The organism is Polynucleobacter sp. JS-Safj-400b-B2, from assembly GCF_018881975.1.
GTDB lineage: Bacteria > Pseudomonadota > Gammaproteobacteria > Burkholderiales > Burkholderiaceae > Polynucleobacter.
Window position 1 is genome coordinate 178,062 of the sequence record NZ_JACVPJ010000002.1, and the last position, 13,701, is coordinate 191,762.

Genomic DNA, 13,701 nt, shown 5'->3' on the forward strand with positions numbered 1-13,701 from the left:
GGCTTGTGATTGTCTACGAATATCCCTTCAATGAATTAGTTCGAAGCATGCTTCGACTGGAGTATTTGTTCGCCCGTTACAACCACTTTGTCCGCTCAGATGATCCTGAGTTGCACCACAATGCTATCTCCACCCTATTTGATCTTGGCGACATTGGCGCTCGTGGAGATATCAAGTCATTGCTACTAAAAGAATTTGAGCGTCAAAAGTATGCGCTCAATGGATTGAAGTCATCGCAAAAGGTTGATCAAGAGGCGCTTACACAAACTCTTTCTGAGATTGATGCTGTTGCTAGTGGAATCAATCAATCCGCAGGAAGACCTAATTCGGCCATTACTGAAAGTGAATGGTTAAATGCTATTCGTACTCGATTAAATATTCCTGGTGGCACCAGCCCAATTGATTTACCAAGCTATCATGCCTGGAAAAATAGTCCCACTTCTGAACGTCGTGAGTTACTGGAAAAATATATCTCTCCACTCTTGCCATGGCAGGAAGCATGTCAATTATTTTTAAGGTTGCTTCGTCAATCTGGTGAAGCTAAGGATGTAGTTGCACATAATGGCTCCTTTCAGCAAGCACCATCTGGCAAGGTATACCAATTAATGCGTATCGCTGTCGAGGATGACACTTTATTTTCAGAGATCAGCGCAAATAAATACTTACTTTCTGTGCGCTTCTTGAAGTCTGAGCGGGATAAAAGAGCACAGCTGGTAAATGCCGATGTGCCCTTTAAACTAACCCTCTGCCAGCTTTAAAGTAAAAGGCTTCTAAGCCTTTCCAGCATTGGCCAAGCGGCCGGCAATAAAGGCTCCACGCTAGGCTTTTCTGCGGAGAGCAATTCCCACGATAAGGCTTGATTCTCACAACCCTTGGGAACCCCCTTCCAATCGCGAATAATGCTCACATGCAAGCGAACATAAGCGTGTGGGTAGTCATGCTCTAAGACAGTAAGCTCCTCGCTCGATTGAATATCAATACCAAGCTCTTCCTGCAGTTCTCGCTTAAGCGCCTCGAAAACGGTTTCTCCTTTTTCGATTTTTCCACCTGGAACTTCCCAATAACCTGAGTAAGGCTTGCCTTCAGGCCTCTGCCCTAAAAGGTAACGGCCTTCCGCATCAAGCAATATTCCAGCGGCAACCTCAGTAACAGGACGTTTAATTTCGCTCATGAATTAAATCACTTAAGACTTTGAGCCAGCCCAATGTTTGGCAAATTGCCAAGCAACCCTACCTGAGCGTGAACCGCGCTCCAATGCCCAGACCAAGGCTTCGGAACGTGCCGCTTCAATTTGTGCAGCACTCAAACCGAAATGCTGAAGCCAATGCGCCACAATTGCCAAATACTCATCTTGTTTTGGCGGATAAAAAGATAGCCAAAGACCAAAGCGCTCCGATAAAGAAATCTTTTCTTCTACGACCTCCCCAGGATGAATCTCTCCATCATCGCCATGAACATAGCCTTCGTTATCTTTCATATACTCAGGCAATAAATGACGGCGATTGGAGGTGGCATAGATCAAAATATTGTCGACTTGGGCAGAAACAGAGCCATCTAAGGCTGATTTCATGGCCTTATAGCCAGACTCACCATCCTCAAATGACAAATCATCGCAAAAAATAATGAATCGCTCTGGGCGTTCAGCCAAAAGTTCAGTAATGTCTGCCAAATCCGCCAAATTCTCTTTTTCAACCTCAACCAGACGCAAGCCTTGGCTTGCGAACTCATGCAAACTTGCTTTAATTAGTGAGGACTTTCCAGTCCCCCTAGCTCCTGTGAGCAAAATATTATTGGCTGGCTTTTTTTGAATAAAGTTTTTTGTGTTGTCGCGAATGGCATCGCGTTGACGGTCAATATTCTGAAGGTCTTCAAAGGTAATATCGGATACATGTTTTACAGGCTGCAAAAATCCAATGCTGCCAAAAATACTATCGCGACGGCGCCATCTAAATGCAGTAGAGGATTTCCACTGCTCGTCAGTGAGAGGCTTGGGCAAAAAGGTATCAAGATGGTCTAAAAGACGGTCTAATTTTTCATTCATATTTTGAGAGGTCTTTTATGAGCGGTAATCTGCATTAATGGATACATAGTCGTGCGATAAATCACAAGTCCACATGGTCTGGGTTGCGTTGCCACGACCTAAGTCAATCTTGATCGTGATTTCTGGGGCCTGCATTACTCTTTGACCATCAGCCTCTTGGTAATCAGGATTGCGCCCACCATCCTTTGCCACCCAAACATCACCCAGCCACATTTGCACACGATTGACATCCAAATCCGTAATACCTGCATAACCAATTGCTGCCAGGATGCGGCCTAAGTTAGGGTCACTCGCAAAGAAAGCTGTTTTTACCAAAGGTGAATGTGCAACTGCTTTTGCAACCAAGCGGCACTCCTCAAGAGTCTTGCCGCCGACAACATCAATCGTCATAAATTTTGTCGCGCCCTCACCATCACGCACAATCATTTGCGCTAGCTTTCTGGCTAGAGCAATTAATGCATCTCGCAATACGGCGTAGCCAGAATCGCCTGCGGATTGAATTTGCACGGCCGACTGACCCGTCGCCATAATAATGAAAGAGTCGTTAGTAGAGGTATCGCCATCAATCGTGATGGCATTAAATGAAAGGTCGGCAATCTCACGAGTAAGGCTACCTAAGAGACCAGGCGCAAACCCAGCATCTGTCGCAATAAAGCCGAGCATCGTTGCCATATTGGGGTGAATCATGCCCGCACCCTTACAGATCCCAGTAATCGTCACCGGCCCTTCGGGCATTTGTACTGTTACTGATGTAGCTTTAGGCTGAGTATCAGTAGTCATGATCGCTTCAGCCGCATCAAGCCAATTATCTTCACCTAAATTTGCTACTGCCTTTGGCATAGCGCTGATAATTTTCTCAATCGGAAGCGGCTCAAGAATCACACCAGTTGAAAAAGGTAGGATCTGCTCAGGATTGATCTTGAGGTCTTTTGCTAAAGCCGTACAGGTCTCCAAGGCATGCTTCATGCCAGACTCACCCGTACCCGCATTGGCATTTCCAGTGTTTACAACCAGGGCCCGGATTTCACCATTGCGACCTTCTTGAGCGAGATGCTCGCGACAGACTTGCACAGGGGCAGCGCAAAAACGATTCAACGTAAAAACGCCAGCTACCTGCGATCCGGGAGCTAAAGTCATCACCAACAAATCCTTGCGGTTTGCCTTCTTAATGCCGGCTTCGGCGATGCCCATTTCGAAGCCTTTAACGGGCTTGAGTTCGGCTTTTTGGGGGAGGGGTAAGTTAACAGTCATAGTCCGATAATTGTAGATGAGGCTCAAAAATAAAGCGCGCCTTCTGAGCGCGCTTTACTTGCTTAATCCCCATTCAGAATGCTATGTCTTGATTGGCAGCTCCCGAATGCGCTTGCCAGTTGATGCGGCAATTGCATTTACTAAAGCTGGCGCCACTAAAGGTACTCCAACCTCACCCAAACCACCTGGCTTCTCCTGACTTGGTACCAAATGCACTTCAACTACGGGCACTTGATTTTGTCGCAAGCTAGGGTAGTTATTGAAGTTATTCTGCTGCACTCGACCGTTTTCAATCGTAATCTCATTACTCAGAGCTGCGCTCAGGCCATAAATCACACCACCAGTCAGCTGCGCCCTTGCTTGGTCAGGATGCACGGTAATTCCACAGTCAGAAACGAAAGTAATTTTCTTAACCTTGGTATCTTTAGCCGCAGGATCTAACTCAAGTATGCAAGCAGAATAGGTGTCATAACACTCCATCTGCGCAACACCAAAACGCTTACTGCCCGGAACATATCCAGACTTTTTCACTGCCAACTCCAGAACAGCTTTTGCGCGCGGGTGCTTGCCTAAATATGCCATCCTATAAGCCACAGGATCTTTGCCGGCAGCTTTAGCAGCCTCATCTACAAAACTCTCAATTGCAAATGCATTGAGTGCATTGCTGACGGAGCGCCAATAACCTACCCGAAGTCCAGTATCCGTAATCACGTTGGTGATTTCTAGGTTGGGTATTTCGTAAGTAATATTGTTGGAGCCTTCAACCATAAATGGATCAAAACCATCTTTCACAAAACCAGGAAAGGCTCGTGCAGTCACTGATTGAGAAACCATTTTGGCCTTTAAAGAAGCTAACTGCCCATTAGCATCTAAAACACCATCCACTTGATGAATACTCATTGGACGATAGAAGTCATGAGTAATGTCATCCTCCTTGGTCCAAAGCATCTTGACAGGCATTCCAGCGGCTTTAGAAATTTCTGCAGCCTGACGAATAAAGTCCAGCTCTAACTTACGGCCAAATCCACCACCGAGGAATGTTGTTTCAATCGTGACATCTTCTGGCTTAACACCGGCTGCAGCTGCGGCCACTGCTTGACCACCTTGCTGAAACTGAATGGGTCCAATAATTCTGCACTTGCCATTAGACACGTCTGCAGAGCAGTTCACAGGCTCCATAGTGGAATGCGCTAAATATGGCAAAAAGTATTGGGCACTCAACGGCTTGCCGCTAGCTACGCTTGCATTTGGATTGCCTACAGTTTTTATCACCGCGCCTTTTTTAGATAAGCCTTCTTCCAATGACTTTCGAACAACTGCATTGCTCAGGGTCGCATTAGCGCCTTCATTCCAGGAGATTTTGAGGGCATCCCTACCCTTGCGGGCCGCATAAAAATCTTTTGCTAAGACGGCGACACCATCAGAAATTTGTACAACCTTGATTACCCCTGCTACCTTAAGTGCGGCTGAAGCATCAAACGCTGTTGGAGTACCCCCGATTACCGGGCACTGAGCTAAAGATGCAATCGCCATCCCTGGAATCTTGACGTCAATTCCATAAACAGCTTTTCCAGCAACTTTGCTAGGCGTATCGAGACGACGCATCGTTTCCTTGCCAATCACCATGAAATTTGCAGGTGATTTCAAGGTCGGCTTCTCTGGAAGCGGTAACTTAGCTGCATCTGCGGCTAATTCACCATAGGTAGCTGACTTCCCATTCGAGTGCGTTACTTTGCCATTCATTGCCTTGCAGTCGGTAGCCGAAACATTCCAACGTTGAGCGGCAGCCTGCACGAGAACAGTTCGAGTTGCAGCGCCTGCAGTTCTTAACTTATCAAAAGCTTCGCGTACTGAAGTTGAGCCCCCAGTAATTTGGCCGCCCAACATCGCATTGATGTACACAGGGGCCACTCCAGCAATCTCAACCCGAATCATCGATAGAGGCAAATTTAATTCCTCAGCTAGCAATGCTGGCAAGGAGGTATATACGTCTTGGCCCATTTCAGAGCGGGCACAGATTAAAGTAATTTGATTATTTGGGGTAATTTGTACCCAAGCATTTGCTAAAGCGGGTTTGCCGGCATCACCTGTAGCGGCTTGGCTTGTTAAAGGAAGATGCATCCCAATCACTAATGCGCCAGTCAAAGCAGAGCTTTGCTGAATGAACTGACGACGCCCAAGATTTTTTAAAGAATTATTTTTCATTTTTCTTGATTCCTTATGCCAATTTATCTGCAGCGCGTTTGACTGCTTTTTCGATGCGAGGATAAGTTCCGCAACGGCAAATATTTCCACTCATGGCATTTTTAATATCATCGCTACTGGGCTGTTTTTTCTTTGCCAATAAGTCAGCCGCAGACATCATTTGCCCAGTCTGGCAATACCCACATTGAGGGACATCAAACTCGATCCAAGCATCTTGAAGCGCTTTTCCAACTTTTGCGGCCAACCCTTCAAGAGTAGTCACCGACTTGCCGCCTGCAGCAGACACAGGGGTGGAGCAAGAACGAATAGCGGCACCCTCTAAGTGAACGGTACATGCTCCGCATAGTCCTGCGCCGCAGCCATACTTTGGACTAGTTACATCTAAATGGTCTCGTAAGACCCAGAGAATTGGTGTTTCAGGATCCCCATCAAAATTAACAGCTTTGCCATTGAGAGTAAAAGACACGGCCATAACGCCCCCCTTAGTTAGATTTGAAATGTTGAAAACAAGTTAATTGTTTTTATACCTACAAATCATGACAGATATACAGAATCTGAGGGGATTCTAATGATTAGGGATTCCACCAAGAAAAATGGCTCAGATTGATCTGAGCCATTTAGCACTGTCAAATAGGTATTGCTTTAAGCCAACGCGCCGCAGCAATTCTTATATTTCTTCCCGCTACCGCAAGTGCAAGGGTCATTGCGACCGACCTTTGGTCCAGTTCGAAGAGGTGCAGGCTGAATATCAATTGCAGCGCCGCGGTCACCAGTTGATCCAGCTACTTCTTTTTCAGGATCAGCGTGCTGATACTGGACATCAGAAAGCTTAGCCAAGTCATCATTCATCGACTCCGAGGCTTGATCTAATTCATTAGCACTGCGAATCTGAACAGTCATGATGCTTTTCACAACATCATTCTTAATAACGCTGAGTAATTCACCATATAACTCAAATGCTTCACGGCGATATTCTTGCTTAGGATCCTTCTGCGCATAACCACGCAAATGGATACCCTGACGCAGATGATCTAAGGCAGCCAAATGTTCACGCCAATGACTATCTAAGCTATACAAGAGTACTGAGCGCTCAAAGCTGGCAAAAGATTCGCGTCCGGAGAGATCGACTTTTGCATCATATGCTTCCTTAGCAGCTTCCAGTACCCGATCAACAATTTCTGCATCGTCTATGGCCTCAGCGCTTTCAATCCAACCTCTCAGGTCAATCGTAAGGCCCCACTCGCTAGCTAGGGCATTTTCAAGTCCAACTAAATCCCACTGCTCTTCCATAGATTCCAGGGGAATATACACAGAGCAAACGGAACGCAGAACATCTTCGCGTAAGTTGGCAATCAATTCACCAATATCGGCACTTTCAAGTACTTCATTTCTAAGACGATAAGTCTCTTTGCGCTGATCATTGGCAACGTTGTCGTATTCAAGCAATTGCTTACGAATATCAAAGTTACGACCCTCAACTTTGCGTTGGGCAGACTCAATCGAACGGGTAACCATGCCCGCTTCAATCGGCTCACCATCCGGCATCTTGAGTCGATCCATCACAGAGCGCAAACGATCACCAGCAAAAATACGTAGGAGTGAATCGTCTAACGAAAGATAGAAGCGAGAAGAGCCTGGATCACCCTGGCGGCCAGAACGGCCTCTTAACTGGTTATCAATACGACGGCTCTCGTGACGCTCTGTACCGATGATATGCAAGCCACCAGCAACTAACACTTGGTCATGAATGCTTTGCCACTCATCCTGCAGTTGCTTAATCTTGGCAGCTTTTTCAGCATCAGAAAACGAACCATCAGCCTCAATTAAAGATGACTGCTTACCAACGTTGCCACCCAAAACAATGTCGGTACCACGACCCGCCATATTGGTAGCAATCGTAATCATCTTAGGACGACCAGCTTGTGCAATGATTTCTGCCTCGCGAGCATGCTGCTTTGCATTTAGGACTTGGTGCGGTAACTTGCGCTTATCTAGTAAGCCAGCAATTAACTCCGAGTTTTCAATAGAAGTGGTGCCCACCAATACTGGCTGACCACGCTCAAAACAATCCTCGATATCTTTAATTACTGCGTCATAGCGTTCGCGAGAAGACTTATAAATCTGATCTTGCTTATCTTTTCTTTGGCTAATGCGATTGGGCGGAATCACAACAGTTTCTAAGCTGTAGATTTCTTTAAATTCATATGCCTCTGTATCAGCAGTACCAGTCATACCTGCCAACTTGCCATACATACGGAAGTAATTTTGGAAGGTGATCGTAGCTAAAGTCTGGTTCTCGTTCTGAATCTGCACGCCTTCTTTTGCTTCTACAGCCTGATGCAAGCCATCAGACCAACGGCGACCCTGCATTAAGCGGCCAGTAAATTCATCCACAATGATGACTTCGCCATTTTGAACAACATAATGTTGATCGCGGTGATACAGGCAGTGTGCACGCAATGCTGCATATACGTGGTGCATCAAGGTAATATTTTGTGGCGCATAGAGAGAGTCGCCATCATTGAGCGCTCCCAACTGAACCAATACAGCTTCAGCCTTGTCATGCCCTTGTTCGGTCAAATAAACCTGCTGGGATTTCTCATCTACCCAGTAGTCGCCCGGCTTCTCAACACCAGTGCCATCAGCCTTCTCTTCGCCAATTTGACGCTCTAAATGAGATGGCAGGGCATTAATCTTGACATACAGATCAGTGTGATCTTCTGCTTGGCCAGAGATGATTAACGGCGTACGAGCCTCGTCAATCAAAATAGAGTCAACTTCGTCAACGATTGCATAAGCCAAACCACGTTGTACGCGTTGGTTCAAATCCTGAACCATGTTGTCGCGCAAGTAGTCAAAGCCAAATTCGTTATTGGTGCCGTAAGTAATGTCAGCGGCATAAGCCTCTTGCTTGGTAGTGTGATCCATTTGGGATAAATTCACACCCACCTTCATACCCAAGAAGTTATACAACTTAGACATCCATTCAGCATCGCGTTGTGCCAAATAATCATTGACGGTTACAACGTGCACACCTTTACCAGTCAAAGCATTTAAATAGACTGGAAGGGTTGCTGTTAATGTTTTTCCTTCACCCGTACCCATCTCTGCAATCTTGCCTTGATGTAGGGCTAATCCGCCCAGAATCTGCGCATCAAAGTGGCGCATCTTCATAACGCGTGTGCTTGCCTCGCGGACTACCGCAAAAGCTTCTGCCGCGATGTCGTCCAAGGACTCTCCAGAAGTAAGGCGCGACTTGAATTCTGCAGTTTTTGCAGAAAGAGCGTCATCATCCAAAGATTGCAGGCTGGCTTCAAAAGCGCCGACCTTGGCAACGACTTTGCGATAATGTTTTAAGAGGCGGTCGTTACGACTGCCGACCAGGGTTTTAAGAAGACCGATTACCATGGGATATTGAAGAAAATTAAGTCCTTGAGTTTATCACCCGTAACCCTATTTTTTATGAACTTTGCCCCCAAACCATCCAGGAAGCACAAAGCCCATGACTGGATGGATTACCTCAGGGAGTCTGATGGGCTTGGGGGAATTTTGGCTAAAACCGAAGATCTAGCCAAACTTAAAACGGTCATTAACTCAAGCTTAACAAAGCTCGAATTAGGACATCTGAGCTCAAAAATTGAAGCTGGATGGCGCTCTGGCTCGGAAGATGAGCTCTTTTTGCTGGTCAATAGTGCCAGCATCGCAACCCGCTTACAGCAGATATTACCTAGTTTAATCAATGAGTTATCTAAATCCGGACTACTCTGTAAGGCTATAAAAGTGCGGGTGAAGCCCGCTCCGCCCGCCTGGGAAGTAAAACCCCGTTTAGACGCTCAACGTGAAAGACCAAAGGGACTTAATGAGGTTGCTAAAAAGTCTTGGGAGTCTTTATTAGAGAAGTTAGGGCCAGATTCAGGGTTGCGCTCATCTATTGAAAAGCTGCTTAAAAACAAACCAAAGTAGCTAAAAATCACTTCAGCCAGCTTGGTACCCCTTAGAAAAAGAGGGGTTGGCTTTCCTGAGAATAGGCTCCGGGTGCCTTATTTTCAGCAAATGAGCTGATTTCATAAGAACTTGGATCTTCCAAAAGCTTACGTAAAAGTGCGTTGTTAAGAGCATGTCCTGATTTCTCAGCAACATAAGCGCCAACAATAGGATGTCCAATGAGGTAGAGATCACCGATTGCATCCAAAATTTTGTGGCGCACAAACTCATCTTCATAACGAAGCTCTTCGTTATTCAAAATTCGATGCTCATCCAAAACAATCGCATTATCTAAACTGCCGCCACGCGCTAAGCCCATTTCGCGCAAAGCTTCTACTTCATGCGCAAAACCAAAAGTACGCGCACGACCAATTTCACTACGGTAAGCTTGCTCTGCGAAATCCACTACAAACCGTTGGCCAGTTTTATCAACTGCCGGATGTTTGAAGTCAATCGTGAAATCTAATTTAAATCCAAAGAATGGCTCTAAGCGTGCAAGTTTGTCACCTTCACGAACCTCTACTGGTTTTTTAATGACTACAAATTGACGTGGTGCATCTTGTTCTGCAATACCAGCAGATTCAATTAAGAATAAAAAAGAGGCCGCACTTCCATCCATGATGGGTACTTCTTCGCCATCAAGCTCAATGAATAAATTATCTAGACCAAGACCAGCACAGGCTGAAAGTAGATGCTCCACAGTTGAAACGCGAACACCATCTTTTTGAATAACCGAGGCAAGTCTTGTATCACATACAGCTAAAGCGGTTGCAGGCACAACCGACTGTTCAGGTGTATCTACCCTAACAAACTGAACCCCTGAATTTGCTGGTGCAGGCTTAATAGAAATCGTCACCTTACGACCAGAATGCAAGCCAATCCCTACGGTTTTGACCGGAGTAGCGATAGTGCGTTGCTTCATCATATTTGGCTATTTAAATTCAGGGAGTATTCGTTATATAAAAATTTGAATTACAGCTTTTTCAAAATAGAAGCGGCATCACTAACTTCAAACTTACCAGGAGCTTCGCGATCTAATGACTTCACAACGCCATCTTCAATAATCATGGCATAGCGATCAGAACGCACACCCAGTCCGCGTGAAATTAAATCCAACTCCAAACCAAGCTTTTTAGTGAACTCAGCACTGCCGTCACCTAACATGCGAATCTTTTTACCCACCTTTTGATCGCGTCCCCATGCACCCATAACAAATGGATCATTTACTGAAACACACCAAATCTCATCGACACCCTTAGCTTTAATCGCATCATAGTGCTCAACATAACCAGGTACGTGTTTTGCAGAACAAGTCGGTGTAAATGCGCCAGGCAATGCAAACAACACAATCTTTTTTCCAGCTGCAATCTTTTCGACTTCGAAGGCATTTGGCCCTAAGGAACAGCCTTCGCTCTCTTCATTCATAAACTCATAAAGCGTAGCGTTAGGTAATTTTTGTCCAACTTCAATCATGACATCTCCAATAAATAATTGTTAGTAAGCATGCCAACGCAAGCGCAGGATTCGTCGTCCGGAGGGGCGCCGCGCTGGCATTTTGCAATCACCTATTGTATTAAGCGGCTAATTAATCTGCTTGCTTACGTAAAAAGGCTGGAATTTCATAATAATCAGCCCCTTTATCCAACATGGATTTCGCTTGAGGAGAACTATCTGCACCTAATTTAGGCGCAGGAGGCGCTTCACGAGAGCTACGAAAAACACGTGGTAAATCATATTGACTGTAATCAACACCAGTACTTGCAGGTTGCGCTGCCACTGCTGGAGCACTTCCAGCACCTGTCATTGCTAAACCTGCGCTAGTACTTAAAGCAGAATCCAAACTTACTCTGCTAATTGCTGCAGATGCGCTAGCAGGGGCAAAGCTATTGAGATCTGCCATCGTTGGCATTGCATCGTGAGTACCTGTTGCTTGTCTCCAAACAACTTCAGGTTGATTATTTTTACGAGCTTGAGGATTATTTAAGCCAGTAGCAACAACAGTCACACGTAACGCATCGCCCAAACTCTCGTCATATACAGTACCGAAAATCACAGTTGCATCATCCGCAGCATACCCACGAATTGCAGCCATGACTTCACGAGTCTCAGATAGCTTCAATGAGCGGCTAGCAGTAATGTTCACTAATACACCGCGCGCACCTGATAAATCAACACCTTCAAGCAATGGTGAAGCAACCGCAGCTTCAGCAGCCAAACGAGCGCGATCCATCCCAGAAACAGTTGCAGTTCCCATCATGGCTTTACCTTGCTCACCCATGACTGTTTTAACGTCTTCAAAGTCAACGTTAATTAAGCCTTGAACATTGATGATTTCTGCAATACCTGAAACAGCGTTATGCAATACATCATCAGCACAAGCAAATGCTTTATCAAACTCAGCGTCTTCACCCATGACTTCAAAGAGCTTTTCGTTGAGCACAACAATTAATGAATCTACATAAGATTCGAGTTCAGCAGCGCCATTCTCTGCAACTTTCAGGCGCTTTACACCCTCAAAATCAAATGGCTTGCTAATCACCCCAACAGTCAAGATACCCATTTCTTTAGCTACTTGAGCCACGATTGGAGCTGCGCCAGTTCCAGTACCGCCACCCATACCAGCAGTAATGAACACCATGTGAGCGCCTTGCAAGGTATCGGCAATACGGGCACGAGCCTCTTCGGCTGAAGCTGCACCAATTTCTGGTTTTGCTCCTGCACCTAATCCGCTAGAACCCAGTTGCAAATTCACAGATGCCTCAGAACGCTGTAAAGCGCCAGCATCGGTGTTCATGCAAATGAACTCTACGCCATTAACACCGCGACGGATCATGTGCTGGACAGCATTACCACCAGCTCCACCGACTCCAACCACTTTAATAATGGTTTTACCGGCTGTTTCTTGATCTAACATTTCAAATTCCATATACCCTCCTAGGTAAATACGTACTACGTTGACGACGACGAAAAAAACTTAAAAATTGCTTAAAAATTACCTGCAAACCATTCCTTCATACGCGAGATAACACCTTGCAGCGCGCCTGATTGAGAAACACGACGGCCGCGCAATAACTGCGCCTGGCCTTCCATTAGCAAACCAATGCTGGTGGCATATCTGGGGCTACGTAAAACTTCATGAAGATGACCACGGTACTCAGGGGTACCGATACGAGCAGGCCTCAAGAAAACTTGCTCGGCTAACTCGACCATGCCAGGCATCAGTGCAGTGCCTCCAGTTAAAACAATTCCAGAAGAAACCATGTCTTCATAGCCAGAGTCACGAACTACGCCTCTTACTAAGGTAAATAACTCTTCAACTCGTGGCTCGATGACTGCCGCCAGAGCCTGTTTAGACATAGGGCGTGGCTCACGATCCCCAACGCCAGGAACATCAATCATCGCAGTTGGATCAGCCATCTCTTGACGGGCAATGCCATGTGCAATCTTCAAATCCTCAGCATCAATCGTTGGAGTACGTAATGCCATCGCAATGTCATTGGTGATTTGATCGCCCGCAATTGGAATAACCGCTGTGTGACGAATTGAGCCCTGGCAATAAATTGCAATATCGGTTGTACCGCCACCAATATCGACCAATACAACACCAAGCTCTTTTTCATCTTCAGTTAACACCGCCAAGCTTGAAGCCAAAGGTTGCAATATCAAATCATTTACTTCGAGACCACAACGACGTACACACTTGACAATATTTTGTGCGGCGCTAACGGCTCCAGTAACAATGTGCACCTTTACTTCTAAGCGAAGGCCACTCATACCAATTGGTTCGCGTACATCTTCCTGGCCATCAATAATGAATTCTTGAACCAGGATGTGCAGAATCTGTTGATCAGTTGGGATATTGATTGCTTTTGCTGTTTCGAGAACGCGCTCAACGTCTCCAGAGCCAACTTCTTTGTCGCGAATGGCAACCATGCCACTCGAGTTAAAACTCACAATATGGTTACCCGCAATACCTGTAAATACTTGCACAATCTGGCGATCAGCCATTACCTCAGCCTCTTCAAGCGCCTTCTGAATCGACTGAACAGTTGCCTCAATATTGACTACAACACCCTTCTTTAATCCTTTGGATGCAGTTTGGCCAACACCAACCACATTGAATTGACCATCGGGAGCTAATTCAGCAACCAAGGCAACGACCTTGGAAGTTCCAATATCCAAACCAACCAAAATATCGCGATTGTCTTTACTCATTACTA

12 protein-coding genes are annotated in these 13,701 nt (G+C 45.8%); 2 read left to right on the plus strand and 10 right to left on the minus strand.

The features are described from left to right. Positions 1–5 precede the first annotated feature (5 nt). Positions 6–758: a cell division protein ZapD gene (zapD, locus tag ICN48_RS02845; protein ID WP_216152241.1), complete on the plus strand. Its 753-nt coding sequence runs from the start codon at positions 6–8 to the stop codon at positions 756–758. Here the strand turns inward: zapD and ICN48_RS02850 are convergent. The 6 genes from ICN48_RS02850 to secA form a co-directional block, all read right to left on the minus strand. Then, on the minus strand, positions 755–1,171 hold the full coding sequence (locus tag ICN48_RS02850) for an NUDIX domain-containing protein (RefSeq protein ID WP_216152242.1): 417 nt from the start codon (positions 1,169–1,171) through the stop codon (positions 755–757). The genes zapD and ICN48_RS02850 overlap by 4 nt on opposite strands. A gap of 12 nt (positions 1,172–1,183) precedes the next feature. After that, positions 1,184–2,041 (minus strand): ATP-binding protein, encoded by an 858-nt coding sequence (locus tag ICN48_RS02855; RefSeq protein ID WP_216152243.1) that lies wholly within the window; start codon positions 2,039–2,041, stop codon positions 1,184–1,186. A gap of 15 nt (positions 2,042–2,056) precedes the next feature. Continuing rightward, complete coding sequence (gene argJ / locus ICN48_RS02860; RefSeq protein WP_216152244.1) at positions 2,057–3,292, minus strand: bifunctional glutamate N-acetyltransferase/amino-acid acetyltransferase ArgJ; 1,236 nt, start codon at positions 3,290–3,292, stop codon at positions 2,057–2,059. 81 nt (positions 3,293–3,373) lie between these two features. Next, the gene (locus tag ICN48_RS02865) at positions 3,374–5,497 is read right to left on the minus strand and encodes a molybdopterin cofactor-binding domain-containing protein (RefSeq protein ID WP_216152245.1); all 2,124 of its coding nucleotides are present in this window, start codon (positions 5,495–5,497) and stop codon (positions 3,374–3,376) included. Between the two features lie 13 nt (positions 5,498–5,510). After that, complete coding sequence (locus tag ICN48_RS02870; RefSeq protein WP_216152246.1) at positions 5,511–5,969, minus strand: (2Fe-2S)-binding protein; 459 nt, start codon at positions 5,967–5,969, stop codon at positions 5,511–5,513. 170 nt (positions 5,970–6,139) lie between these two features. Next, positions 6,140–8,905 carry a preprotein translocase subunit SecA gene (secA, locus tag ICN48_RS02875; RefSeq protein WP_216152247.1) on the minus strand — a complete coding sequence of 922 codons (2,766 nt, stop codon included), beginning with the start codon at positions 8,903–8,905 and terminating at the stop codon, positions 6,140–6,142. 24 nt (positions 8,906–8,929) lie between these two features. Here secA and ICN48_RS02880 point away from each other — a divergent pair, with 24 nt between their 5' ends. Further along, positions 8,930–9,460, plus strand: a complete 531-nt coding sequence (locus ICN48_RS02880) for a hypothetical protein (RefSeq protein ID WP_255539435.1) — start codon at positions 8,930–8,932, stop codon at positions 9,458–9,460. Positions 9,461–9,491: 31 nt separating this feature from the next. On the opposite strand, the gene lpxC is transcribed toward ICN48_RS02880, so the two are convergent. The 4 genes from lpxC to ftsA all read right to left on the minus strand — a co-directional run bounded on the left by lpxC (position 9,492) and on the right by ftsA (position 13,696). Further along, positions 9,492–10,406, minus strand: a complete 915-nt coding sequence (gene lpxC, locus ICN48_RS02885) for a UDP-3-O-acyl-N-acetylglucosamine deacetylase (protein ID WP_216152248.1) — start codon at positions 10,404–10,406, stop codon at positions 9,492–9,494. 47 nt (positions 10,407–10,453) lie between these two features. After that, positions 10,454–10,954 (minus strand): peroxiredoxin, encoded by a 501-nt coding sequence (locus ICN48_RS02890; RefSeq protein WP_216152249.1) that lies wholly within the window; start codon positions 10,952–10,954, stop codon positions 10,454–10,456. Positions 10,955–11,066: 112 nt separating this feature from the next. Then, a complete protein-coding gene (ftsZ, locus tag ICN48_RS02895; RefSeq protein ID WP_216152250.1) occupies positions 11,067–12,407 on the minus strand; it encodes a cell division protein FtsZ in 1,341 nt (446 codons plus the stop codon). Positions 12,408–12,466: 59 nt separating this feature from the next. Beyond that, positions 12,467–13,696, minus strand: coding sequence for a cell division protein FtsA (ftsA, locus tag ICN48_RS02900; RefSeq protein ID WP_215321364.1), 1,230 nt, complete (start codon positions 13,694–13,696; stop codon positions 12,467–12,469). Between the last annotated feature and the right edge of the window lie 5 nt (positions 13,697–13,701).

Bases quoted from the DNA above. Each gene is read 5' to 3' on its own strand.
- ICN48_RS02850 (WP_216152242.1), bottom strand. From the start codon at position 1,171: ATGAGCGAAATTAAACGTCCTGTTACTGAGGTTGCCGCTGGAATATTG.
- ICN48_RS02855 (WP_216152243.1), bottom strand. From the start codon at position 2,041: ATGAATGAAAAATTAGACCGTCTTTTAGACCATCTTGATACCTTTTTG.
- argJ (WP_216152244.1), bottom strand. From the start codon at position 3,292: ATGACTGTTAACTTACCCCTCCCCCAAAAAGCCGAACTCAAGCCCGTT.
- ICN48_RS02865 (WP_216152245.1), bottom strand. From the start codon at position 5,497: ATGAAAAATAATTCTTTAAAAAATCTTGGGCGTCGTCAGTTCATTCAG.
- ICN48_RS02870 (WP_216152246.1), bottom strand. From the start codon at position 5,969: ATGGCCGTGTCTTTTACTCTCAATGGCAAAGCTGTTAATTTTGATGGG.
- secA (WP_216152247.1), bottom strand. From the start codon at position 8,905: ATGGTAATCGGTCTTCTTAAAACCCTGGTCGGCAGTCGTAACGACCGC.
- lpxC (WP_216152248.1), bottom strand. From the start codon at position 10,406: ATGATGAAGCAACGCACTATCGCTACTCCGGTCAAAACCGTAGGGATT.
- ICN48_RS02890 (WP_216152249.1), bottom strand. From the start codon at position 10,954: ATGATTGAAGTTGGACAAAAATTACCTAACGCTACGCTTTATGAGTTT.
- ftsZ (WP_216152250.1), bottom strand. From the start codon at position 12,407: ATGGAATTTGAAATGTTAGATCAAGAAACAGCCGGTAAAACCATTATT.
- ftsA (WP_215321364.1), bottom strand. From the start codon at position 13,696: ATGAGTAAAGACAATCGCGATATTTTGGTTGGTTTGGATATTGGAACT.